The organism is Sphingobacterium sp. xlx-130 (assembly GCF_011007405.1).
In the GTDB taxonomy this organism is placed as follows: domain Bacteria; phylum Bacteroidota; class Bacteroidia; order Sphingobacteriales; family Sphingobacteriaceae; genus Sphingobacterium; species Sphingobacterium luzhongxinii.
The window spans coordinates 186,125-210,881 of the sequence record NZ_WFKN01000008.1 but is presented as its reverse complement, the minus strand read 5'-3'; the positions used below and the strand labels follow the sequence as shown (position 1 = coordinate 210,881).

The following is a 24,757-nucleotide window of genomic DNA, read 5'->3' as shown; positions in this document are numbered from 1 at the left end:
CAATAATTCGTAAAACAATTACATAAGATATGTCTAAAATTATAGGAATCGACTTAGGAACTACGAACTCATGTGTTGCCGTAATGGAAGGTAATGAGCCCGTAATCATTGCAAATAATGAAGGTAAACGCACTACGCCTTCTATTGTAGCATTTGTAGATGGAGGAGAACGCAAAGTAGGAGATCCTGCGAAACGTCAAGCTATCACAAACCCACATAAAACTATTTATTCTATCAAACGCTTTATGGGAACTTCTTTTGATGAAGCTTCTAAAGAGCTAGCTCACGTACCTTACAAAGTTGTAAAGGGAGATAACAACACGCCACGTGTAGAGATAGATGACCGTAAATACACGCCTCAAGAAATCTCCGCTATGATTCTTCAAAAGATGAAGAAAACAGCCGAGGATTATTTAGGTCAAGAAGTAAGCCGCGCAGTTATTACTGTTCCTGCTTATTTTAATGATGCACAGCGTCAAGCTACAAAAGAGGCCGGTGAAATCGCAGGCTTAAAAGTAGAACGTATCATTAACGAACCTACGGCTGCAGCTTTAGCTTACGGTCTAGACAAAGCGAATAAAGATATGAAAATTATCGTATTCGACTGTGGTGGTGGTACACACGACGTTTCTGTCCTTGAGCTAGGAGATGGTGTATTCGAAGTAAAATCTACAGATGGTGACACTCACTTAGGTGGAGATGACTTTGATAATGCAATCATCAACTGGTTGAACGACGAGTTTAAAGCGGAAAACAATGGCTTCGACTTGAAAAAAGATGCTATGGCTTTACAACGTTTGAAAGAAGCAGCAGAAAAAGCTAAGATTGAGCTTTCGAGCACTACTTCTACAGAAATCAACTTACCATACATTACTGCTGATGCAACTGGCCCTAAACACTTAGTACGTACGTTATCACGTGCTAAATTTGAAAGTTTAGTAGCAGACTTAGTAAAACGTACTATAGAGCCTTGTCGTACTGCATTAAAAAATGCTGGGTTCAACACATCCGACATTGACGAAATAATCCTAGTAGGTGGTTCTACTCGTATCCCTGCAATTGTTGATGCTGTTAAAGACTTCTTTGGAAAAGAACCTTCTAAAGGTGTAAACCCTGACGAAGTAGTAGCTTTAGGTGCTGCAATTCAAGGTGGTGTATTGACAGGTGAAGTAAAAGACGTTTTATTATTGGACGTAACACCACTATCTCTAGGTATCGAGACAATGGGTGGGGTAATGACGAAATTGATCGAAGCGAATACAACTATTCCTACGAAGAAATCTGAAGTATTCTCTACAGCATCTGATAACCAGCCTTCTGTAGAAATCCACGTATTACAAGGTGAACGCCCTATGGCATCGCAAAACCGTACATTAGGACGTTTCCAACTAGCTGACATCCCTGCTGCTCCTCGTGGTATCCCTCAAATCGAAGTTATATTTGACATCGATGCAAATGGTATCATCAAAGTATCCGCTAAGGATAAAGCTACAGGAAAAGAGCAAAATATTCGTATAGAAGCATCTTCAGGTCTTTCGGACGAAGAAATCCAAAAGATGAAACAAGAAGCAGAAGCTAATGCAGAAGCGGATAAAAAATTGAAAGAAGAAGCTGACAAAATCAACGCTGCGGACGCTTTAGTCTTCTCTACTGAAAAACAACTAAAAGAATATGGTGACAAAATATCAGCAGAGAAAAAAGCCCCTATCGAAGCTGGTTTAGGAAAATTAAAAGCAGCTTACGAAGCACGTAATTTTGCAGATATCGATACAGCTTCTGCTGAACTTCAAAATGCATGGAATGCGGCATCTGAAGAGATGTATGCAGCATCTCAACAAAGTGGACAGCCACAAGGTGATCAAGCGAATCAAGCTGGATCAAACCAAGGCGGTGCAGACGATGTGCAAGATGTAGATTTTGAAGAAGTAAAATAATTCAACATCTTGTTTAATAGAAAAGCCCGAAGTGATCACTTCGGGCTTTTCTATTAAACAAGCTAAATTTCCATTTCAAATGCATAGAAAATTGTGTAGAATCAGTCCTCAAACAACTGATAGAAGTCTCTAAATGCAATATAGAATCTTCATACTGAATTTCAATAGTAGATTCGACTATGGAAATAAGCTCCATACCCCGTCAATCAAAGAAAAACTAGTCAAGTGAGACCGATATGTAAAGTAAGGTCAATACAGCTAAGACGTAATAAACTATCCGATTGAGGTACTTAAATCTATCCATGATTGACTAGATTATAATTGTATCACAAATGTAAATAATTTAAAACAATGCTATCTTAAAACGTTTGTTACACAACAAGCTACACACCAGTCAGTTCAACAAAAAAAGCCAGATAAGTAACGGTTAAACGAGAAAAACAAATTTTTGAAATTATAACTAGAGAACATCTAATATTTTATATTTCTTTTGATTAAAAACAACCTCGTCTCCCGATTTAGCACCTTCCAAAGCAGTGTATATAGGAGCATCTGTATTCAGACCTATATAACTTTTTTCGTCATGTTCAAATGCTGCTGATGCAATTCCGATCAAAAAGCTCAACGAATCTGTGACGACCAAAGCGCCTGGCTCAACTTTAGATTTAGTGCCAAAGTCAACTTTTAAAAAAGCATTCAAAAGATCCTCTGCTCGGGCGATACGCGCTTCCAAGCTTCTTGCGGACTCTCTACTTTCATCCTGCTTAGCGAAGTCCTCATACCCCAACGAAGATTCTTCATCCAAATCTGTCGCCCCCATGTAAATTGCATGCATCCCTTTCAAAGCTTCCAAATCCACTAGCTCATTCTCTAAAATTCGATTCTTAATAGTTTCTTTTAATGACATCATGTTCCTATTTTTAAATCCTGATACTACCCTAAATATAAGAAATTTAAAAGAAAAAAATGATATACAATTTAACACTACACCGTATACCAACAATAGACAAATAAAAAAAGGAGCTACCTCAAAAAGACAGCCCCTTTGGGAAGAATCAAATTACTATTTACTAAAAAAGTTTTTCTGGGTAAGCCCCCGCAGCTATAAGTTTAGAAATACTCTCCTGCACAATAGGTTTGTCTTCTGAATAAGTAACCCCAAACCATTTGGACGATGTTGGAATTACCTTAAAGTCTGCGATACCATGTCTAACCATATAATCCGGTACTGATGGAATGAAAAATTCAGCTTTTAGATTCTCGGCATTCTCGTCTACAAATTTAGGAAACATAGATAACGCTACTTCAAACACTTTAGGCGTAAATCCCCAAAAATTCATAGATACTCGCGTATCAGGAGCAAGTTCTGTTTCGACCCCACCCTCTTCGTATACTATTTTCTTATTTCCTTCAGCATCCGCCTTATAATATATATTTGTACGTTCGGTGACGCTGTCCATATTTCCGTCGGCAGACACTTCACAAACACCTCTAGAAACATAACCATAATCAGACATCGTATTCCCAACTTCAAATCCCATCAACGACATATGAGTATCAGACACTTCCTTATTCAGGAAGTATGCCATCTTTACAAAGGCATCCGTACCATAAAAATCGTCTGCATTAATTACACAAAAAGGCTCATTGATAAGGTCTTTTGCACTAAGCACGGCGTGTGCCGTACCCCATGGCTTTGTGCGCTCGATAACTCGATCAACACCAAATTTTGTCAGATCAAAATCCTGGAAAGCATAATCGACATCAATCAGCCCTTTAAACTTAGCATCAAATTTCTCCCGCATGATATCTTCAAACTCCTTACGAATAATAAAGATTACTTTCCCAAATCCAGCGTGTATAGCGTCATATATAGAATAATCGATAATAGTCTCACCATGAGGGCCAAAACTATCCACCTGTTTCAACGATCCATAACGACTAGCCATACCAGCTGCTAAAACTAACAAAGTAGGTTTTCCCATAATATGTAATATAGTAATTGCTTTTTTAAAATTGCCACAAACCTACATAAATTCACTTTTATGTGCAATATAATTGTCTCATATAAATGAATTTATGTAGCTCCCAAACCATTTGGAACTTTCTCTAAAAGGAAATTGTATTACTTCCTTTTAAAGAAGGCATTTAGCAAACCAGATGCCAACTTTCCGATCAACTTAACTCCCTCTCTCGCCAATGTACGACTCGCTTGAGTCTGTGCTGCTTCAAGAGGTGTTTGTCTTCTAGAACTTGTCGTGGCGGACCTACTAGCCTCCTTCTGTGCTTGTTGACGGGCCTGCTCCTCCTCCTTGGCCCGATTGGCGGTCAATAACCTCTCCTCTAATACCTCAGAAGCCGTACGTCTTTCTATCCGTTCCTGATATTTTGCAAAAAAGGACGACGCCTTGACGAGCTCCTCGTAATGCGTTGCTGCACATGGCCCCATAACGGCCCTTGCGGGCACCAAGTGAGTTGCCACAACTTCAGTAGGAATTCCTTTATCATTGAGTACCGTGACCAACGCTTGTCCAGTACCTAAGGATGTCAACACTTTGTCTATTTGATAGAACGTCGAAGTTGGATAAGTCTTTACCGTCTTACGCAAATTCTCAGCATCATTCGGTGTAAATGCTCTTAGTGCATGTTGTATGCGATTACCCAATTGGCCTAAAACACTCTCCGGAATATCCGTTGCTGCCTGAGTACAAAAGAACACCCCAACGCCCTTTGAGCGTATCAAACGAACAATTTGTTCGATTTGCGTTAAGAATGCCTTTGATGCGCCATTAAACAACAAATGGGCTTCATCAAAAAAGAAAACTAACTTGGGTTTATCCAAATCCCCAACTTCGGGCAATTTCTTAAACAATTGCGCCAATAAGCTTAATAAAAATGTAGAGAAAAGTTGGGGTTGGTCTTGAATATCAGAAATATTCAAAAGTGAAATAACACCTTTTCCATCGACTTTACCAAATAGATCATTAATATCAAACTCCTTTTCTCCAAAAATATGCGATACCCCCTGTTGCTCTATGGCTACTATTTTTCGCAATATTGCACCTGAACTGGCTGTACTGATACGCCCATAATCCGCCTTAATTTCATCTGCGCCTGGTCCATCAGAGAGATAGCTCAGCAGGCGCTTTAAGTCCGTAAAGTCTACCACTGGCAGTTGCGTATCTTCTGCATATTTAAAAATAGCACTCAACACCCCCGATTGTGTATCATTTAAATCCAAAATTCGAGACAAAAGTACTGGACCAAAATCCTCGACAGTGACGCGCATTGGTGCCCCCAGCTTGCCACTCAACGAAAATAATTCTACAGGAAACTCTGCCGGCTCAAAAGGTATACCTACAACTGCACCCCGCTCCACCAACGCGTCGTTAGTCTTCCCTGCTTCTGCTAAGCCTGAAAGATCCCCTTTTACATCCAACATAAAAACAGGAACTCCTGCATCAGAAAGTTGCTCTGCCATCAATTGCAGTGTCCGCGTCTTACCTGTACCTGTCGCCCCCGCTATCAGGCCATGACGATTCATCATCTTCAACGCCAGATTCACTTTAGCATCGGTTACTATCTCTCCATCTAATATGCCAGATCCTAATTGGATAAAAGCCCCTTTAGGATTATAAGAGGATACGACTTTATCTATAAACTGTTGTTTCATGTTGTCAACAAATTTGAATTTGTACGATCGAATTTATAAATAATCGATCAATAAATTGAATAAAAATACATTTCAAAACCTTCGTAATTATCACAATGTTAACAAAACGGCTACTATTAACAAGTTTTGTAATTTTTTTATAAAAAAATTACAAGGAACAATGTGTTTGCAAATTTTTATTCTACTTTTGTCAAAGTGAAATTGAAAGAGAACATAGACATGTTTAGTAAAGCAAAAAGAATAATATCTGCCAAGATTTGTTTTTTTGTCTTCTTTACGAAGATGCTGATCTCTGCTAGCCCTATGTTTATCGATATTTTAGACAAGGGTACAATTTTACAAGTTGTCATGCAACTTGAAGTCGAACTCACTGCAAAAGGATCTAATAGCAATAATGAAGATTTACACGAACATAGTGTTAAGGTCTTCAAACCTGATGCGATAGATTATCTATCATTCAATCCTTCTATTGAAAACAATGGGAAACAGCGCAATTATCTGCGCAATGAAAAAGATATCTGCAGCTACCACCCTTCTGTTCCAACGCCGCCTCCTAACTGTTAAATTCAATACCAAGTAACGTTTAGCAACACTGTTATTCTGTATCTCTTTGATATAGGGTAAAAATTTCATGTGTTCTACGTTTAGAATTTATCGAAAATAATTTAAAATTTAGTTTAAAAAATTATGTTAGGAACACGTATGTCCGCTTTTCTCAAATTATCGAAAAGGGACTTAAAATATGATTTCCCTGCAAGTATTGTGGTATTCTTGGTGGCCTTACCGTTATGTCTCGGTATTGCAATGGCGTCAGGAGCACCTCTCTTTGCTGGGGTATTAACAGGGGTGATTGGTGGTATTGTAGTAGCTTCTATTTCTGGATCTCAACTCAGTGTAAGTGGCCCAGCAGCGGGCTTGACTACAATTGTCTATGGTGCTATTCAACAATTAGGGGCTTATGAGACCTTCTTATTGGCCGTCGTTATAGCTGGTATTGTACAGTTGATGTTAGGAATCATCAAGGCCGGAATGATTGGAAATTTCTTCCCTTCCTCCGTTATTTTAGGGATGTTGACAGCAATCGGTATTACAATCATATTAAAACAACTACCACTCGCTTTTGGTATGACTGAAGCACATGCTTTTGAAATGGAAAATGGAGGTGGGATAGCTGTGTTTACAGACACCGTATTTGCCGCTATTAATTGGGGCGCTACTATTATCTGTTTGTTATCGCTTGCTATATTAATTTACTGGCCTACTTTCAAGGGGCTCAATAAATTACCTGCTCCACTTGTTGTCGTTATTCTAGGAGTTGGTCTCGGTTTTGCTTTCCAAGGTACATCCCTATCGCTTCTTACTGGATCTACACATTTCGTATCCATTCCCACAGTATCTTCCTTTCAAGAGTTTACAGGCTTGTTCGTATTTCCTGACTTCACACAGATATTGAATGGAGACGTTTGGATGGTAGCTGTAACAATCGCCATAGTCGCTAGTTTAGAAACTCTGCTGAGTCTTGAGGCAGTAGACAAACTAGATCCATTCAAAAGAAATTCACCCACCAACCGAGAACTTGTGGCACAAGGTGTTGGTAATATGACTTCTGGTTTGTTGGGAGGTATCCCTATGACATCTGTAATTGTACGTTCATCTGCAAATGCTAATTCTGGAGGACGCACTCGTCAATCGGCGATACTTCATGGAATATGGCTATTACTCGCTTTATTGGCCATCCCTATGATTATTAATCTTATTCCTTTAGCCTGTCTGGCGGCGATTCTCTTACATACAGGATATAAACTTGCTAAACCGACGTTATTTAAACAAATGTACAACAAAGGTTTGGATCAATTCATCCCATTTATAGTTACTGTAATAGCTATCGTAGCAACGGATTTACTAAAAGGAGTAGGTATTGGAATTTTGGTATCTACATTTTACATATTCAGAGCAAATATTCAAAACGCATTCATTTCTAATATTTCAAAAGATTCTGGTTCGGATGAAATGAATAATGAGAAAGCTGTTATAACCTTAGCAGAGGAAGTTACTTTTCTCAATAAAGCCGCTATTCAAAAGCAGCTTTATGGTCTTCCTAAGACGGTCCAATCTATCGTCATTGATGGAACAAAAAGTAAATTTATTGATAAGGATGTAATAGAGGTGATCAAAGATTTTGAGCAAAATGCACTAAGTAAAGGATTAAAAATTAATCTTAAGGATATTACTTACAAAAAGAAGATATATTCAAAAAAACAAAAACTGCAGAAAGTGGTTTAAGATTAACACAATTTAAGGATAAATGCTGTACCTTGGTTCCGTTTAAGCGGTCCATAAACAATAATAATAAAATGGAAAATAAAGAATTAGAATTAGGATTTCAAAAAATATTAGAGGGTAACAAAGACTGGGTAAACTTTGTCAGCAAAGACCAAACAGGTCGTTTTCAACAACTTGCAAAAGGACAAAATCCCGAAATTTTATGGATTGGCTGTGCAGATAGCCGGGTTCCTGCCAACGAAATTACAGGAACAAAACCTGGAGAGGTTTTCGTACACCGTAACATCGCAAATATGGTAATTCATTCGGATATGAGCATGTTATCTGTACTCGATTATGCGGTAAATGTATTAAAAGTAAAGCAAGTTATTATTGCGGGACATTACGGTTGTGGGGGGGTTGCTGCATCTTTAAGCCGTAAACAATTTGGTATCATAGACAACTGGTTATGCCACATCAAAGATGTTTACCGTATCCATGCAACAGAAATCGATGCGATCACAGATCATGACAAGAAAGTAGATCGCTTGATTGAATTAAATGTAAAAGAACAGGTATTCAATCTATGCACCACTTCTATCATACAGAATGCGTGGAAAGAACGAGATGATCTTGCCATACACGGCATGGTTATTAATATAGGTACCGGTGAATTAACAGATTTAGGCTGTACCTTTACAAGTAACGATGAACTAGGTGATATTTTCTCTTATAAATAAGAAGCCGTCTTAAAAAAGGCGATGGAAAAATATTCATCGCCTTTTATTTTGAACTGATTTTTTATCAAACGATTTCCTGCTTAACCTCAACCCCAGTCTTTTGCAGCGTAGTGTACACCTTAAACAAAGCCCTAGGCACATGAAAACAGCCTTTCCATTTCCCTCCTTTAAGCGAAAGTAATGGCTCTCCTTGACGATTAAGGTATCCGTACCACTCGCCGTATTGTGGATCTGAAAATTTGTCAAATGAATATTGATCCAGACGCTCGAACCATTCTTTACATTTAAGATTTCCTGTATATGCATATCCTTTAGCCATACACACTAATGCCTCAAGATGCACCCACCACAATTTCTGATCCCACTCCAATTGCTGTAATGGTCTATTTAAAATATCTTTAAAGTACAATATTCCATCATGCTTCTCATCCCAACCATATTCTAGAGCACGTAAACCAATATCAACACATTTTTGCATCAGCAACGCATCATCTTTACGGGAGGCCAGATCCATCATAAACCACATCGCTTCGATGATGTGCCCCGGATTAACTAACCGGCCTTCGAAACTATCGGAAAAGCTCCCGTCCAAATGAACACTTTCCATGATAAGGCCTGATTCCTCTTGATAAAACACATCCATAACTTCATGAATAACCTTATCAATCAACTCATCTACAATTTTGTTCCCGACTATATGCTCAAGCTCTAAGGATAAATTACTTAATATCATAGGTAGCGCGAATCCCTTAAGTGATCTCGTACCTGGATATCCTTTATCATATTTACCTTTAGGATTATCCTGGCGTTCGAGAATTCTCTTGAAGGTATCGTGAGCTACCTGACCGTATTCATCTACACCTGTTGTTTTGTATAATGATGCTAATCCCATCGTCGCAAAACAGTCCGAAAAAATATTATAGGGTTGTACAAGAGGTCGCCCGACTCTATCTAAAGAAAAATACCAATCACCTTTTTCATCCCTACCATTATCTAAAATGAATCTAGCACCTTGAATAGCCATATCCTTCCAGACCTCTTTTTGCTCCACCTGATTATAGAGCGTAGATAATGTCCAAATCTGCCGTCCCTGTAACCACATAAACTTATCTGTGTCAAATACAGAACCTTCTCTATCCAAACAGGTCAAAAATCCACCATACTGCTCATCATTAGAGTATTTTACCCAAAAAGGCATTACGTTCTCAAGTAGTTCACGTTTATATTTTTCAACAAATCTTTCCATTCCTTTATTTGCTCAGTGCTCCTATATATTCTTTATATCTATTGTACAAATGTCCTGCTTGCAGGTATGCAGATTGCGGGCTCATAAAATGAGAAAATTCAAATGTAATAGCCTTATCATACCCAGCCCTTCTAGCTGCTTCCAGTTTAAGTCTTAATTTTTCAAACTTAATGGGTAAAAACTTAATGGGCATGTCCCTATCAAAAGATTCAGCATTTGTCCAACATTCCATCCCGTATTTATCGGCAAGCTTTTTATTGATACTAAAAAAATCTTCCAGCTCATGATAATCTATATGCCCATCCTGAAATGCAACCGCATCTACCGATGTATGTATTTCATCAAAAATTTCGTTCCATTCCCGTTCATGTTCCTGGAGTGATACTACATCCGTTTTTGTTAATGAGGAAGATGCAGCCATCACTGCTTTTTTACCGTCTATCCACGGTGAAATGAATGTCGGCAGACCTCGACTAACAGCTTTACACTGCTCTCCTAGAATACGAAAAGCACTTGCAGCTCCTTTGGTTTGACGACTTATCTCCATACTTAAATACCAGCCTCCAAAGCTTTTGTACTTACCGTACTTTGCCCACACTTCATCGATTACAAAACGATTGGCATCAATCTCATGCTGCATATCTCCCGTATCCCAATATTTTCCACTATCATATAGGCCGAAGAAAAATTTCATATCATGTTTATCGGCTAACTGAAGAAACATTTCAACCAGGTCGACAGGCGGTTCATAACAGCCCATTTTATCGATCAATAACGGTGAAGGGTATGTAATAAACCTCCGGTAACCACTGCGAATTAAAATAACAGTATCAATACCTACCGCCTTCATATAACCAAAATCGCGATCCCATTCTTCCCTTCCCCAATTTTGATGTGGGATATCATGGCTGATTTCATCCAAAAAAGTTCCTGTTATCTTCATCTATAAATATTTATTTGCTTTTAAATAATCCACCCATTTAATATAAGCGTCTGTATTGATGTGGATACCATCCATTGTAAACTCCTTCATCAATACATAGTCTTTTGCTAGTACAGATTTGACATCTACATATACCAAACTATACTTATTCACAAGTTCTAAAATCCCTCTATTGAGATCTCTTACCAGTTGCTCCTTGTTCAAAAGATAATCGTATTTAAGTACAGTCTCGTTCAGTGGTAATGTACTTTGAACATATATTTTCGTTTTAGGGCTTTCTTTCTGAATGATACGAATAATCTCTTCATAGTTCTCTAAGCTCCAGGTTGTCGGCAGCCCACGGCCTACATCATTGATCCCCATCATAAGAAAAATTTTCTTAGGTTTTGAAGCAATCGCTCCTTTGATGCGGGCCTTCATCCCAAAGGTATTATCGCCACCGATCCCTCTGTTTCCAACGCTATATTTACGACCAACCAATTCCTGCCAAGGCCCTCTTTCTGTTATACTGTTACCAAAGAAAACCACATCATACTTTACAGCTTTCAGTTCTTGATACAACTTTTCACGACTTTCATAATACCAGTTATTATACGTACTATCTTGCGATTTATCTTGAGCAAAAACAGACAAACTACCTAATACTCCCAATACGGCCATTACAATCTTCTTCATACCTATTTATAACGCTTTTATATCTTTCAAATAATTTACAAGATCAACATACGCTGCCACCTCGAGATGAATACCATCGGGTGTGATTTCTGGTTTCAGATTCCCTTGTTTATCGGCGACCACTTTATGTAGATCAACAAACTGAATGTTCTTGTCAGACTTCGCCAAAAGCTTCAAACCATCATTCAATTTTGAAACATCAGCATTAGTAACCGACTTAAAAGATTCAATCAGTTTTTCAGGATGAATCGGAAGAATACTGTTCAAATAAATTCTTGTTTTGGGAGATTCCTTTTGTACACGGCGAACTATACGCTCATAATTCTGAATGATATTACTAGTAGGTATTCCTCTTTTTAAATCATTTACACCAATCATCAAAAACAACTTTCGCGGCTGATGTCTTAATACCTCATCCAATCTTGCTAATACTCCATAGGAAATATCTCCGCTAATACCTCGATTCAATATCGGTAACTCCGGCGCAATATCATTCCATTTCCCTGCATCAGTTAAACTGTTTCCCAAGAAAATAATTGCCCCTCTTAATGTTGGCATTTTCCGATATTGCTCTAATCTTTCGGTATACCCACTAAAGACATAATTACTATCAATACTTGTCGCTACCTGCGCTTTTGCCAGCATGTTAATCAGCAAAAACACAATTACTAATACACTTTTTATACTCATTAGATTACTCTCCGATTCTTCTTTACGATCTCCAAAACCATTTCTTATTCGTAGCGTAGTTAGTCACTACCACCATTAAAAATATATAAACGAAAGTCCTTACCAAGGCCAGATAAGGATTTATCTCTGTCAGTGAATCAAACAGCGGTAAAACCTGAAACAACCCTAATACCGGGGTTATAAAAAAAGCAGATACACAATAAGCGATCATTGGATTCTGTCCATTCTTGACTACAGATGAGACTATCATGTTTTTAGGGTAGCATTTTGTCAAGTAGTCACAGACTATATAGAATAAAAATGCCAGACCACTAGTCAAAAACCAATAACTGAAAGAAGAAGGATCTTTTTTTATACCACCATCTAAAGGCTCAAAAAATAAGGCTATGCTGGAAAAAGCCAAGCCCCAACCTACTAATATTTTATAGAAAGCAAATTGACTTTCTTTGTTCTTTCTAAAGAATAGATAAAACAATACGGCAAATACCACATGTCCTAATAAATTGACATGTAGTAGTCGCATGTATAATGTCACCACATGGAATACCACAAATGCAAAGCTAAGTACAGCCAATAAACGGGCCTTAGAGCGTTCATCATTGGTAAATATCTGATTGGTGATATCTTTATAGCTAATCAACAAATCACCCAGTATAGATCCTGGAAGAACAATACAGAGGTACTTCAGAAAAGAAAAGTTATAAAACCACTTTAAATCAGGATGAAAGTTCCACACATAGGAAGTCCAGCTCCCCGCAATATCCTTCGTGAACCAAATACCCATAAATGCGACAAGGATAGCGATACGCATTAGAAAACTGTTAGCTGTCAACAACCAAAACAAGGAACCAAATACAGCCATATTTGCCAAGACCAAAATGATAATATTGTTTTTGGACTTATCAAAGGCATTACCAAGAACTTCGCTGTGATAATAAATCAAACCCGCGAAAATTAGAAACCCAAGTAACTGTATTCCGTTCTTTTTCAGTCTTGAACCTCCAAAGCGCAGAAAGACAAGAAAGAAAGCACCAAAAGCGACCAAAGCACTGACATAATTCACCCATTTCTCGGCCTTCAAGTTATCAGGTGTAAGATAGGCCAACATAAGCGCAAAGAATACTAATAACAGCCCCCTCCTAAGTAACCCTACCACAATTACAGCGTACTGTTTTGACTCCAATTTTCCGCGCAGCGCCAAAGGAAACGCAGCCCCCATAGCAAACAAGAAAAATGGGAACACTAAATCTACCCAAGTTATACCTGGATTATTGGGATTAAATTTAAAATCTGGAGGACCGACCTGCGCATGATACATCCAAGCAGGAAAATCGTTTGTCCATGGTATTACTGCGGCCAATACCATACCGATTATGGCAACACCACGCAATAAATCTATGCTATAGTTCCTTTTCATCGTATTATATTAAAACTACGATCCACTAATATGTACAACCTCCGCCCCTTTTGATTTTTCATCTACAGAAGCGTCAACCTTGAAGAACTGCTGTTGTGGACAGTTCATTTCTGTATACCTACCATCGTGAAAAGGAGTTTTTACAACTTTACCTTTTTCATAACGCAAAAGATCGGTATGGAGCCATTTTCCCATACTTACTTTAGTTGTAGTAGGCTGGACAGGTTTACCTTCATTTCCCATTTGATCAATCGCATTTACCCGTTTAAACTCACCAAGGCCGTCTAACGTGTAACCGGCACATTCAAAAGTCGTCTCATACTTCTTTCCTGCACCTTCAATGACAAATTTCACCAGTCCTTTCCCAACCGTTTCGATTGACATAAAAACCTCTTCTCCTGGGTACCAATAATAATCTTTTGTAGCCGGACCGTTTAAGAATACGGCTTGTTGACCTGATTTGTGAGAGGCTCTCCTTAAAAAAGGACGAAATGCAACCCGTGCGTCAGATATATTGCCTTTTTCATCCTTTATGACCTCCCAACTCAAACCAATATCCGTCTCCTGCCCATCCACATGTCCACCCAGATAAATGGATGGATTATCAAGAAACTGTTGCTCTTTCTTTGGATTTTTTCGGGTCTGGTCAAAAGTAATCTGTGGCAATACCACCGTCCCACTAATCCCAACCCAATGATCTACACTAGAGACCAACTTACGGTAATAAGCCCCCTGAAAACAAGGTTTGCTCGCTACAGGTTTAACCTCATTTGGAAAATACTTAGACAATTCTTGTGGCAACTCAGGCTTTACAACTTCCATCTTCTTTGCAGGCGCACAGGAGATACACAAACCAATCGTTACGGCAAATAAGAGATTCTTCATATTCCGAACTATAGATCTATTGGGACCAAAATCAATGGCGTTGGTAAACAGGAAGCCCCAGGAGGCGAATAGGTAAAATTAATCTCCTGAACCTCTTTTGACGGGTCTGCCTTATATATTTCCACTAAGATAAGCTCAGGTGCCGCTTTTGTAATTAAAGCATCGCTAGGTAGCTGTCTAATAACTTTTTTACCATTATTATCAAACAGTTCCATCGCCAATCCCATTCCTCCACACCATTTATTATCTGCTGAACGTGAATTCCAAGTGACCAATGCTAATGCTTTGCCGTCTGTACTTTTCCACTTTATCTTCGTGTTGTACAAAACGCCATAATTACCCGCATTCCGTGCATATGCTTTAGCTTCGCCTATTGTTCCTTCTATCCAAGGGTCATCTTTTCCATCCGCTATAATAAGTTGAGTAATACCAGATTTCGTGTCCAAAGTATCCTTACTCGCGACAGCATAGTTAGATGTACCGAAAAGTCCTCGCCCAGCATTACCATGACTATGTGGTATAACATTTTTGATTCGAGCAAATGCCTTAGGTCCGCTGATCTCTGGAGCAGTCTGCAGCACAGAAATCTGAGCTGGCTGATCCACTACAAATTCATAAAAGCCATGTACCAACTCATCATACGCTACAATATTTTTCTCTAATTGTTCATCTATAGCGATCACCTCACCAGGTTTAACCTGCCGCACGTTCTTAGTGACATTAGAGGCGAAATAGTCTTCTAAGCCCTGTTTACCCACCTGAAAATAATTTGTACTTGGTTTTTGAGAGGAATATTTCAGCATACGCAGAGACATTACTTCTGTCCCCGTATTCTTGATAACAGCAGTAATTTTTCTTTTAATTTTTTGAGGTTCTTTTACTCCATTAACATTATACACATATAAACGTACAGCTCCAGGCACGACATTTTCCTGTAATGCAATAGCTTCTGGCACTCGGATATACTCAGGATCATCAGATATAATAAACTGAGGACCTGGCATAACCGTTTTGTTAAACTCAATCTTAGGAAAATCAGTTCTTAGAAAACCATCTAGCTTTAAAATACTGCCAACTTTTCCTGCTTTAATATCGCGCTGCTGTTTAACAGTCGCTTCAAATGTTTGTCCCAAGAGTGTACACGACAGAAATGATACACCCAATACGGTCAACAAAAGTCTCTTCATCATATATAATTTTAATGTCTATTTTACTACTATTACCAATTCTTTTACGATTTCTTTCTCGCCGTGGCTGTTTACATTCTTGGCTACAAAAGTCACCGTATAACTACCTGACTCTTTAAAAGCATATCGGAATCTTCTCCCCATCTTGTCAATTGCGGCTTTAATTGTCTGCGGTTTATCTGGTTTAATGGCTGTTGGACTAAAAGGTGCCGTAATTATCCAATGTAAATGAGGCTCAAGGGTACTATTAGGTGTAAAAAACAGATAAGGATCCGACGTCCTAATCGTCCAATAGCTTGTGTTTTCAGGCTTTAAAACAGCACTGATAATTGGCACAGGCTTCCAACCTGCAGTTAATACATTAGCGATTTCATTGGCCTCACCTTGCTCTGTAACAGATTCTAGTTTAAAAATAGGCAATCTCCATGTCCGTCCCGCCGTTGCTGCCGTTGCTGCCGCCTGACTTTCATAGCGATATCCAAAATAAATAGGCTTGCCTGGAACGATATATTCAGTAAGGTTGATAGGTCCAGAATTGGTATTTCCAGCCGCTATACCACCCGGGGTAGCTGTGGACCACTCAAACTTATCCGTTATATCAATCCAATCCTCTTCATGGATATTTTCAGCATTATAAATACCTGAAAACTTAGTGGAGACCAAAAGCTTTAAATTATTTTGAACGGCATACAATACCCGTGACGCAATTGTTAATTGTATCCCCAGCCCTTCAGCTTCCGTCCGTGCGCGATTCACATATTCCTGTCCCTTCTCGCCAGAATAAAAAGAAATGATATCTGCACTTCCATTAAAGTTAAAAGACACCGAATCACCCATAGCAACCTCTAGTTTATCTGCATTAACATCAAAGTTAATATCATTTGGTTCGTCTTTTTGACAAGCGGTCAACGCTATACAACAAATCAAAGCGTATATACCTCGTATTTTTTTCATAATCATAGAAATTAATTTTACCATCCTTTATTCTGAATAGCAGCCCTATTTAATTGCATTTCACGAGATGGGATAGCCAACAATGTATCTTTAGAAGAAATATTATTACCATGCCTTGCAGCATATATATAGGCCTGGGCCGCGGTACCTTCTATGTGTCCTGCTACGATACGCATAGTTGAGATATAATTACCCCAGCGCACCAAATCAAATCTTCTTAGTCCTTCAAACCCAAGTTCCAAAGCTCTTTCTTTGCGTATAGCATCCCGAAACGAAACATCCGTATCTGTGTCATCCTTCGCCAGGTCAGCATTAGCAGAAGCGCGAGGCTCCATTTCTACCGTTACAACAGCCCCGGAGCCTGTTCCCGAAAAAACTATCGTTGGACTGGACGTATAACCCACACCGGGATTTATCACCACTATATTGGTGATCTTACCTCCAGAAACGAGCGCCCTAGCTTCAGCGCCGTATCCACCTCCACCTACTATATTCACTTGTGGTTCTTCCGTATATCCTGCCCCTCCATTGCTGATACTTATAAAGCGAAGACCAGACCCCAATGACTTCCCGTAAGCCCTCCTTCGAACTAAATTCACATATGCTATAGACTGGTCAGTCGGTCCATTTATCTCATTATCTGCTTCGGCAAACATCAACAGAACATCCGAATACCGTAACAACGGAAAGTTGATTGTCGTCGTTCCGTTAAACTTAGGTTGCGTCGGTTCAAATTCTCTTCTCCATTTGGCATCCATTCTATTATAGATCTGAGTCGCATTGTAATTATTCTTTAAAGCTCCTTGATAATAATACGAACTCATACTCCAATCTCTCCTCATATCTGGAGAATATGTCTGTCCTACTCCGTTAACCGTTTTAGTATAGTTTTCAAACATTTCAAAATAATACTGAGTCGGGTGCTTTGCTCCATAACTAAATCCCCAAGGTTCCGCAGCGGCTGCGATACCATTGATTGAACCAAGAGATCCCTCTTCCATTTGACCATCATTATATCGGTTAAACTCTACTTCCCAAATCGACTCTTTGGTATCATATTCGCCTTTGCACATTTTAATGAATACCTCTCTATAATCGATATTAAGATTATGGCTACCACTCATAATCACTTTCTCGGCCCATTTCTTAGCTTCAATATATCTCGATTTATCCTGTAGTGGATGACCAGCCATCTTCAAATTAACACGAGCCAACACACCCCATACCACCGATTTGGTAACACGTCCGGCATGTGGATAAGATGTGACCGGATTAACAAGCTCAGCCGCTCTTTCCATATCGGATACAATCTGAGCGTAAACATCCTTTACAGGAGTAAATTTCAAATCATTATCTGAAACAGAAGTTGTTGGCTGCAAACGCATTGGAATATCCCCCCAATAGTTCGTCAATAAAAAAAAATAATAAGCTCTTAAGAAAAGCGCTTGCCCTTCTACTGCTTTTCTTTTATCCTCAGCCATATCAGCTTTATCCAAATTGGCCAATAGTGTATTGGCACGATTTACCCCGTTATGCAAATAAATCCATAGATCAGTTAGCTTAAGATCAGAGGTATTATAGTTGAACAATGAGATATCCTGAGTCCAGCTAGACAAAGCAACAAAACTGTCATCGGCAATATCCAATTCGAAAAACAACGACCTTCCATATGTACCTGATTTCCCTAAAATATCATATACTCCAGCTAAGGCAACCTCTACTTCAGCTTCATTCCGAAAATATCCTTCAGGAGACAAAGTGTCTGAAGGAGTTATATCTAAAAACTTATTGCAAGAGCTCAATGTAAAAACAAAGGCTATGATAAATAAACATATCTTTTTCATACTACTATTATTTAGAATGTTGCTGATAATCCGAAAGTAATTGTACGTGTCCTCGGATATGCGGAAAAGTCAAAGCCCGGTGTCAAAGCCGAATTCCTTACGGAGACTTCTGGATCATATCCGCTGTATTTTGTAAAGGTGAATAGATTCTGAGCAGCTCCATAAATCCTTATCCCTTCAATCTTTGCTTTTTTCAACCATGGTTTAGGTAGCGTATAGCCTAATGACACCGTTTTCAATCTTAAAAAAGAACCATCCTCAACCACTCTCGTCGAATATGCTTTCATCGCTCCTCCTTTTATAGCCTGAACACCTGGTATATCTGAACCTTGATTTTCAGGACTCCAACGATCTGCATAAGAAGCCCATTGGTTATACCCATATTTATATGCAGATTCAAACATGATGCGATTGGCATTCAGTACGTCATTACCATAACTCCATTGCAAAAACACATGGAAATCGAAATTTTTATAGTTAAAAGTATTAGCAAAGCCACCAATATGTTTTGGAACTGGACTACCGATAATAGTTTTGTCATTTTCGTCTATGATATAGTCACCATTTAAATCACGATACTTAACGTCTCCTGGCTGTACATTTGTTCCTGACGCATTATTCGCCGTTACATCACTTTTCAAAATCCAAGCTTCGCCCACTTTGTTAAAATCTTCATATTGATATACACCATCGTATATCAATCCATAAAATTGGGCAATAGGACCATCAATTATAGCTGCATATCCAGGAATATTCTTCCAATCATCACCCCAGCTCTGACTTGTCAAAATATAATTTTGATTATCTGCTAGCGCTACGACTTTATTTCTATTAAAGGCGATATTAAAAGAGGAATTCCATGAAAAATTCTTGGTTTCAATTGGGGTATACGAAACGGAAATCTCCAGACCATGGTTAGATACCTTACCAATATTCTTTATTGACCTAAAATACCCTGTGTTTGGAGACATATCAGCATTCAACAACAAATCAGAAGTTTTCTTTTCATAAACATCAACTTCAAATTTTAACTTATCTTCAAAAAGCCCTAAGTTATATCCCAAATCAATTTGCTGAGTAGACTCCCATCTCAAGTTAGGATTTCCTATTGCAACATTCGCTAAACCAACCTGATATCCATCGCCAAATGTATAACCTGGATAATTGTTATAATAGTTAGCCACATCCGGATTCGCTGTTGCCATAGCCCGGTAGGAAGCGAAATTACTAATTGCATTATTTCCTGTTACACCATAAGAAACGCGAAGCTTGGAGCTCGAAATAAAAGGTATATTTTTAATAAATTCTTCTTTATCCATTTGCCAAGCAGCCGCACCAGAAGGGAAATAAGCCCAACGATTATTTCCTTGAAATCTTGAGGAACCATCTGCACGCAATGTTGCTGTAAATAAAAATCTATCAAATAATTTATAGTTCACACGACTTAAAAAAGAAGCTAATGTCCATTCTGACGAATAAGATGTAATGATATTAGGGATACCTTCATCCAAACCATTCAGTCCCAAACCTTCATTAGGAAGTAAAATAGAGCTACCTCCAAAAGCCCTTGATTTACCAGACTCAGCGGAGACCCCCACCATTACGTCAACATAGTGATTTTTATTAAATCTCTTATTGTAGGTCAATGTATTTGCATTCTGCCAACCCGAGCTTTGATAAAATGTTTTACCTCCACTTACTGCATAATTTGAAATAAATCCAGCGCGCGAGAATTTACCATTAAACACATCGTACTCCCTTGTCCCTGTATTATAACCACCCGTGATTCTTAGTTTGAGATTCTTTAAAATACTATATTCCAAATAACCATTTGCGTTAATATTACCACCATAGTTTTCCCTCAATTCATTCTGAGCGGTCAGCACCGGATTGAATGTATTGTTTGACCCCTGTTCAACCTCCGGATCGACGGGTTCATTGATCAGGTCTATGTCGGGGTTGGTTACCAACGGACGGAATGACCAAACACTGAATAACATATTGGTTTCGTTACTGTAACCACTTGTTGAGGTCGGACTTCCAAAATTTTTAACAAACGAATACGAAGCATTCATACCGACTTTCAATTTATCATTTACATCCTGATCCAGGACCAACTTACCCAACATCCTCTTAAAGCCTGAATTGATCAATACCCCATCCTGCCCCGTGTACGACATCGTCGCCGAATACTTGGTCTTATCAGTACCACCAGCCATATTAAGATAGTGGTTACTCATAGGGGCAATTCTTGTGACCTGATCCTCCCAATTGATTCCTTTTATTAGTTTATAATCCTCCATATCAATGAGCCCACCATCTAGGTACAGAGAATTTGTCCTTATAGGGTCAATTTCTTTTTGGAGTTTTACGAACTCATAGGGATTTAGCGAGGCCAATCGATTAGGGTTTTGTTGCCATCCCTGATAACCATTATATGTAATTGTAGGCTTTCCAATCCGTCCTCTCTTAGTCGTCACTATAATAACGCCATTCGCACCCCTTGCTCCATATATAGCCGTAGCGGAGGCATCTTTTAACACATCTATCGAAACGATATCATTTGGATCCAGTGTATTTATCGGGTTGATAGCCATATCAGCTGGTGATTCTAAAGGAAAGCCATCTACCACGAAAAGCGGATAATTACTCTGCGTTATGGAATTATTACCTCTGATGACAATATTAATATTTGATCCGGGCTGTCCTTCGGCCGATGTAACTTGAACTCCTGCTACCCGTCCTGCAAGTGCCTCGTCAAAAGTCTTTACAGGTGCCTTCTGCAGATCTTTTATATTGACACTACCTACTGAGCCTGTCAAGTCCTTGCGATCCACAGTACCATATCCAATCACAACAACTTCCTCAACTTCTTTGGCAATGTCTTCTAAAACAACCATAATATTTGATTGCGAACCTACAGTAATCGCTTTTGACTGAAAACCTATTCTAGAAAAGGTTAAGATCCTGTTGTCTCCTGTTATAGCAATCGCAAACTCTCCTTTTGCGTTAGAACTCGCTGCAGTCTTCGTGCCAGATACGGTGATAGAAACGCTTTCTAAAGGAATTTCTTTTGTATCCATCACGACCCCTTTCAACTGTCTTGTCTGCGCAAAAGTGCCCCCTATGCAGACAAAAAACATCAACAATCCCCAAAGAGATCTTTTTATAAACATATGTATACTAAATCCAATCATAAAATGGTTAAATTAAATTCACATTCTTATTTCTACTTTCCCTTGAACAGGGAACACTTAAATTTTCCACAGGTATTGCGCTATCCATTAACTTGTGTATCATCTAAAGTATATTACCTTTAAAGTCTATAGGTCTTTCAAACAGACCTAAATGACGCTCCAAAATTATAGCCGTCCATCGTCGATTTAAAAGTGTTGTTTCGTTTACTTGCGACGTATTTCCAGCTTCTTTTAGTATCAATTTCAACTCCTCAGTAGATAATTCCTTGCCCAAAGACTTAAACATTGCTTGTAGACCTTTCACCGTCAACGCGTCCCCTCCGGCTGTCCAATCGTTATTTAACTGAGGGTAGTACGTTCTCAATCCAAGCATTAATTCATACTCACTAATCTCCCTTTCCGGATAAAACCAAGTTTGATTTGCCCATTTATACGGTATCCCCATCCCTCTCAACACGCCGGTTGCACCAATTTTTTGGAGAATTGCAAAGTGACGATCGTTAACCGGAACATCTATATAAGGCATAATATAAGCCCCTTGTGCCAACAACGTAGACTGAACCTCTCTAATACTTACTTGAGAAGGTCTAATATCTTTTTGTGCGGCCAATGCGGCCAGTACACCAGAGGCCTGACCTATTCCCAACACTACAGGCTGTAGCCGCGTAGCACCATTGACAATATTGCTAACACCTATACTCTTTTCTGCCACGATAAGGCCTTCGTAATCTTTCGGAATTAGTGATCCCATAGGTACATTGTAAGAGGGGACCCGAATCTTAACAAAATCGATTTCAGGAGCATTACCATACTTGTAGTGATGGTGGTCAATGGTATAGTCTCCTACCACCACTCCTGTACGATAATACGCTTCAGGAGTCTCAAAAGGAGTCATGACATGTTGCAACGAAAACAACGACTTGGCTTGAAGTCTCCGGGATTCTCTGTGATAGGGAATCATAGGAAAACCGTCTTTGGTCGGGTATTCGCTAAAATCAATCCCTAAATGTCTAAAACCTAATTCTGCTTGGATATAATAGACAAATCGTAAAGTCATTTGCTTAGCTTCTTCCAATAATCTTGCTCTTTCAGAAGGCGTTTTTTCCACAATATTTAAATAGATGTCATTCCCTTTTTTAGGCCAATTGATCATAAACTTATTATTAGGAAGCCGCCCATAAGTCAACATCTTAAAACAATCGTTATTATCTTTAAGGAGAGTAGCCGGATCCGAAACATCACAACAGCCTGCAAACTCTTCCTTCGAATAATTTTTTGGTTTTTTTATGGTCTTATCCGTCCCTTTTCCAAAGTCTTTCAAAGTAATGACATAGGTAAGATCCTGTACAATATCATTTGCCTCTGCTAGCGCAAAAGGCTCATTAGTGAGCGACTTACTATCCATTCCGAGATAATAAGGGACTTTCAGCGATGCCATTACATCCCCCAATTCGGTTGCATCAATCAATACCTTTCCCTCAACGCTTACTTGTTTGCCTTTTTTATCCTTTGCGGTTACCGTCCATCCCTGAGTAGTCTTATTGGCTTTAGACCAAGTTGTCTCAAAGAGAACCTGTATATTCTTTTCCCTTTTTACCATTTCTTGGAGAATACTATTACCTACAGATGGTTCAAACAGGGTATTACTCACCCACCCTGTCTCAACAGCTTCTGGTCCTCCATAATAATCATACAACTTTTGGCGAAATTCACCCCAAAGCCCCGATGGTAAACGGTGGTTTCCGTCAATAGCAGACACGCCGGCCGAAGTTAGCATTCCCCCTAACCATACTGTTTCCTCTACAACGACGACATTGACACCAAGTCTTGATACTTGAATAGCCGCCATGGTACCGCTAGCACCACCACCTATAATAATGACATCCGTTTTGGTCTGTGCGAACAACGCATTAACGAGGAAAATCGATAAAATAACTAAATAACATCTCTGCATTACACTATTTCTTTTTTATTATTAAAGCGCTTACTACCTTTCTCTCACCAGCTGTATCAGAAGGCTTTATCGTCTGTTCGCCATTTACCACCAACGATGATGAGCCTCCTCCATCTAGATTTAATGCTCCAACACAGCCAATAGCCAACATTTCGTCTGCTACTTCTGCTAAGGTTAATCCTGGCGAAGTCTCTAGATTACCTCCCTCTACGGCAAGTAATATGATATTACCATTCTGTAAATAACCAATTGCAGAACGCGCTCTTGAAGAGGTGTTGTCCACAGCTATCAGCTCATTTACATCGGTAATATTTATTTTTGAATCTTTAATCAACATCGGAGAGCCACCAATTGCCGTAGCTACATCCCAAACTTCGCCGCCTAAAGGGAATAAAGCAGAAGGTACCACCAAAGGAGGCTTTCCAACTTCATTACCACTAGGTTGAGGGTACGAGTAAAGAACCCCGTTACCCGTTCCAACACTGTAAACCCATGAAACGGAAGGAACCAGTTGACCTGTCAGACCCAAGGCAGCCCTTGTTGGATAATACGTTGTATTAACCTCATTAAAAGGTCGTGTTAAGCTTTTAACATTAACAGAACCAACTACACTATTATGCATGACGAGACTCAAACTAGTATTACCCGAGAAAAAACCTGCATTCATCGCGGCATATACTGTGCCCGTTTCTTCCTCAAAAAAAGTACTTGGTGTTTTGGCGGTTGTAGATACTACTGGCTTCAATTCTATACCTTTATTGGGTCTAAACACAAGGAGACTCATTCGAGTAGACTTTGAGCCAACTTTCTTTTCCGTCTTATACAATTCAATACCCTGAGGAAAGCTTTCTAATTCTTGCCGAACCCATTCTTTATCTAATGAGATAATAGGTTTATTAGGATTGTACTTATCCAACTGATAAATAGAATACAAACCAGGTTCTTCTTTCTTATCACAAGAAAACTGAAACAGCAAAACCGCAAAAAAAACACTACTCCATAAAAATTTTTGTATCATAACATCTATAATTAGGTATCTACGACACTAAATAAGAAAAAAAATATTGAAACATCAATTTATTTTTAATTTATTTTAAAAATAGAGTTAACATTACGCTTTTTATTCATAATATAAATCTTAAGAAATCTGGTGTTT

19 protein-coding genes are annotated in these 24,757 nt (G+C 38.9%); 4 read left to right on the top strand and 15 right to left on the bottom strand.

Annotation, left to right across the window (positions count from 1 at the left end):
• The first annotated feature begins 29 nt into the window (after window positions 1-29).
• Complete coding sequence (dnaK, locus tag G7B18_RS14775; protein WP_164111202.1) at window positions 30-1,934, top strand: molecular chaperone DnaK; 1,905 nt, start codon at window positions 30-32, stop codon at window positions 1,932-1,934.
• A gap of 460 nt (window positions 1,935-2,394) precedes the next feature.
• Here dnaK and G7B18_RS14770 read toward each other — a convergent pair whose 3' ends face one another.
• The 3 genes from G7B18_RS14770 to G7B18_RS14760 all read right to left on the bottom strand — a co-directional run bounded on the left by G7B18_RS14770 (window position 2,395) and on the right by G7B18_RS14760 (window position 5,607).
• Complete coding sequence (locus G7B18_RS14770) at window positions 2,395-2,844, bottom strand: hypothetical protein (protein WP_164111200.1); 450 nt, start codon at window positions 2,842-2,844, stop codon at window positions 2,395-2,397.
• 160 nt (window positions 2,845-3,004) lie between these two features.
• Window positions 3,005-3,919 carry a sugar phosphate nucleotidyltransferase gene (locus tag G7B18_RS14765; protein ID WP_164123302.1) on the bottom strand — a complete coding sequence of 305 codons (915 nt, stop codon included), beginning with the start codon at window positions 3,917-3,919 and terminating at the stop codon, window positions 3,005-3,007.
• A 140-nt stretch (window positions 3,920-4,059) separates the two neighbouring features.
• Window positions 4,060-5,607, bottom strand: coding sequence for a helicase HerA-like domain-containing protein (locus G7B18_RS14760; RefSeq protein WP_164123301.1), 1,548 nt, complete (start codon window positions 5,605-5,607; stop codon window positions 4,060-4,062).
• A 219-nt stretch (window positions 5,608-5,826) separates the two neighbouring features.
• On the opposite strand from G7B18_RS14760, the gene G7B18_RS14755 reads away from it, so the two are divergent.
• From G7B18_RS14755 to G7B18_RS14745, 3 genes are all read left to right on the top strand, one after another.
• Window positions 5,827-6,171 (top strand): hypothetical protein, encoded by a 345-nt coding sequence (locus G7B18_RS14755; RefSeq protein ID WP_164123299.1) that lies wholly within the window; start codon window positions 5,827-5,829, stop codon window positions 6,169-6,171.
• Between the two features lie 123 nt (window positions 6,172-6,294).
• The gene (locus G7B18_RS14750) at window positions 6,295-7,890 is read left to right on the top strand and encodes a SulP family inorganic anion transporter (RefSeq protein ID WP_164111192.1); all 1,596 of its coding nucleotides are present in this window, start codon (window positions 6,295-6,297) and stop codon (window positions 7,888-7,890) included.
• A 71-nt stretch (window positions 7,891-7,961) separates the two neighbouring features.
• On the top strand, window positions 7,962-8,609 hold the full coding sequence (locus G7B18_RS14745; protein WP_164111190.1) for a carbonic anhydrase: 648 nt from the start codon (window positions 7,962-7,964) through the stop codon (window positions 8,607-8,609).
• 64 nt (window positions 8,610-8,673) lie between these two features.
• Here the strand turns inward: G7B18_RS14745 and G7B18_RS14740 are convergent, their stop codons facing one another.
• The 12 genes from G7B18_RS14740 to G7B18_RS14685 form a co-directional block, all read right to left on the bottom strand.
• The gene (locus G7B18_RS14740; protein ID WP_164111188.1) at window positions 8,674-9,855 is read right to left on the bottom strand and encodes an AGE family epimerase/isomerase; all 1,182 of its coding nucleotides are present in this window, start codon (window positions 9,853-9,855) and stop codon (window positions 8,674-8,676) included.
• Between the two features lie 4 nt (window positions 9,856-9,859).
• A complete protein-coding gene (locus G7B18_RS14735; protein WP_164111186.1) occupies window positions 9,860-10,798 on the bottom strand; it encodes a DUF4434 domain-containing protein in 939 nt (312 codons plus the stop codon).
• Window positions 10,799-11,473: a GDSL-type esterase/lipase family protein gene (locus G7B18_RS14730; protein ID WP_164111183.1), complete on the bottom strand. Its 675-nt coding sequence runs from the start codon at window positions 11,471-11,473 to the stop codon at window positions 10,799-10,801.
• Window positions 11,474-11,479: 6 nt separating this feature from the next.
• Window positions 11,480-12,163 carry a GDSL-type esterase/lipase family protein gene (locus G7B18_RS14725; protein ID WP_164111180.1) on the bottom strand — a complete coding sequence of 228 codons (684 nt, stop codon included), beginning with the start codon at window positions 12,161-12,163 and terminating at the stop codon, window positions 11,480-11,482.
• A 22-nt stretch (window positions 12,164-12,185) separates the two neighbouring features.
• Window positions 12,186-13,580, bottom strand: a complete 1,395-nt coding sequence (locus G7B18_RS14720; protein ID WP_164111178.1) for a DUF5009 domain-containing protein — start codon at window positions 13,578-13,580, stop codon at window positions 12,186-12,188.
• A gap of 15 nt (window positions 13,581-13,595) precedes the next feature.
• Window positions 13,596-14,465, bottom strand: coding sequence for a hypothetical protein (locus G7B18_RS14715; protein WP_164111176.1), 870 nt, complete (start codon window positions 14,463-14,465; stop codon window positions 13,596-13,598).
• Window positions 14,466-14,473: 8 nt separating this feature from the next.
• Entirely contained in the window at window positions 14,474-15,655 is a 1,182-nt protein-coding gene (locus tag G7B18_RS14710) for a copper amine oxidase (protein WP_164111174.1), read from the bottom strand.
• Between the two features lie 15 nt (window positions 15,656-15,670).
• Window positions 15,671-16,606 carry a DUF5017 domain-containing protein gene (locus G7B18_RS14705; RefSeq protein ID WP_164111173.1) on the bottom strand — a complete coding sequence of 312 codons (936 nt, stop codon included), beginning with the start codon at window positions 16,604-16,606 and terminating at the stop codon, window positions 15,671-15,673.
• 17 nt (window positions 16,607-16,623) lie between these two features.
• Entirely contained in the window at window positions 16,624-18,450 is a 1,827-nt protein-coding gene (locus tag G7B18_RS14700) for a RagB/SusD family nutrient uptake outer membrane protein (protein ID WP_164111171.1), read from the bottom strand.
• A gap of 11 nt (window positions 18,451-18,461) precedes the next feature.
• Entirely contained in the window at window positions 18,462-21,626 is a 3,165-nt protein-coding gene (locus tag G7B18_RS14695; RefSeq protein ID WP_240452868.1) for a SusC/RagA family TonB-linked outer membrane protein, read from the bottom strand.
• A gap of 124 nt (window positions 21,627-21,750) precedes the next feature.
• The gene (locus tag G7B18_RS14690; protein ID WP_164123295.1) at window positions 21,751-23,601 is read right to left on the bottom strand and encodes an FAD-dependent oxidoreductase; all 1,851 of its coding nucleotides are present in this window, start codon (window positions 23,599-23,601) and stop codon (window positions 21,751-21,753) included.
• Window positions 23,602-23,605: 4 nt separating this feature from the next.
• Window positions 23,606-24,619 carry a phosphodiester glycosidase family protein gene (locus tag G7B18_RS14685; RefSeq protein ID WP_164111165.1) on the bottom strand — a complete coding sequence of 338 codons (1,014 nt, stop codon included), beginning with the start codon at window positions 24,617-24,619 and terminating at the stop codon, window positions 23,606-23,608.
• Window positions 24,620-24,757 lie beyond the last annotated feature (138 nt).

What these genes read in the sequence shown, in the direction of transcription:
- dnaK (WP_164111202.1), top strand. Translation starts at nt 30, where the DNA reads ATGTCTAAAATTATAGGAATCGACTTAGGAACTACGAACTCATGTGTT.
- G7B18_RS14770 (WP_164111200.1), bottom strand. Translation starts at nt 2,844, where the DNA reads ATGATGTCATTAAAAGAAACTATTAAGAATCGAATTTTAGAGAATGAG.
- G7B18_RS14765 (WP_164123302.1), bottom strand. Translation starts at nt 3,919, where the DNA reads ATGGGAAAACCTACTTTGTTAGTTTTAGCAGCTGGTATGGCTAGTCGT.
- G7B18_RS14760 (WP_164123301.1), bottom strand. Translation starts at nt 5,607, where the DNA reads ATGAAACAACAGTTTATAGATAAAGTCGTATCCTCTTATAATCCTAAA.
- G7B18_RS14755 (WP_164123299.1), top strand. Translation starts at nt 5,827, where the DNA reads ATGTTTAGTAAAGCAAAAAGAATAATATCTGCCAAGATTTGTTTTTTT.
- G7B18_RS14750 (WP_164111192.1), top strand. Translation starts at nt 6,295, where the DNA reads ATGTTAGGAACACGTATGTCCGCTTTTCTCAAATTATCGAAAAGGGAC.
- G7B18_RS14745 (WP_164111190.1), top strand. Translation starts at nt 7,962, where the DNA reads ATGGAAAATAAAGAATTAGAATTAGGATTTCAAAAAATATTAGAGGGT.
- G7B18_RS14740 (WP_164111188.1), bottom strand. Translation starts at nt 9,855, where the DNA reads ATGGAAAGATTTGTTGAAAAATATAAACGTGAACTACTTGAGAACGTA.
- G7B18_RS14735 (WP_164111186.1), bottom strand. Translation starts at nt 10,798, where the DNA reads ATGAAGATAACAGGAACTTTTTTGGATGAAATCAGCCATGATATCCCA.
- G7B18_RS14730 (WP_164111183.1), bottom strand. Translation starts at nt 11,473, where the DNA reads ATGAAGAAGATTGTAATGGCCGTATTGGGAGTATTAGGTAGTTTGTCT.
- G7B18_RS14725 (WP_164111180.1), bottom strand. Translation starts at nt 12,163, where the DNA reads ATGAGTATAAAAAGTGTATTAGTAATTGTGTTTTTGCTGATTAACATG.
- G7B18_RS14720 (WP_164111178.1), bottom strand. Translation starts at nt 13,580, where the DNA reads ATGAAAAGGAACTATAGCATAGATTTATTGCGTGGTGTTGCCATAATC.
- G7B18_RS14715 (WP_164111176.1), bottom strand. Translation starts at nt 14,465, where the DNA reads ATGAAGAATCTCTTATTTGCCGTAACGATTGGTTTGTGTATCTCCTGT.
- G7B18_RS14710 (WP_164111174.1), bottom strand. Translation starts at nt 15,655, where the DNA reads ATGATGAAGAGACTTTTGTTGACCGTATTGGGTGTATCATTTCTGTCG.
- G7B18_RS14705 (WP_164111173.1), bottom strand. Translation starts at nt 16,606, where the DNA reads ATGAAAAAAATACGAGGTATATACGCTTTGATTTGTTGTATAGCGTTG.
- G7B18_RS14700 (WP_164111171.1), bottom strand. Translation starts at nt 18,450, where the DNA reads ATGAAAAAGATATGTTTATTTATCATAGCCTTTGTTTTTACATTGAGC.
- G7B18_RS14695 (WP_240452868.1), bottom strand. Translation starts at nt 21,626, where the DNA reads ATGTTTATAAAAAGATCTCTTTGGGGATTGTTGATGTTTTTTGTCTGC.
- G7B18_RS14690 (WP_164123295.1), bottom strand. Translation starts at nt 23,601, where the DNA reads ATGCAGAGATGTTATTTAGTTATTTTATCGATTTTCCTCGTTAATGCG.
- G7B18_RS14685 (WP_164111165.1), bottom strand. Translation starts at nt 24,619, where the DNA reads ATGATACAAAAATTTTTATGGAGTAGTGTTTTTTTTGCGGTTTTGCTG.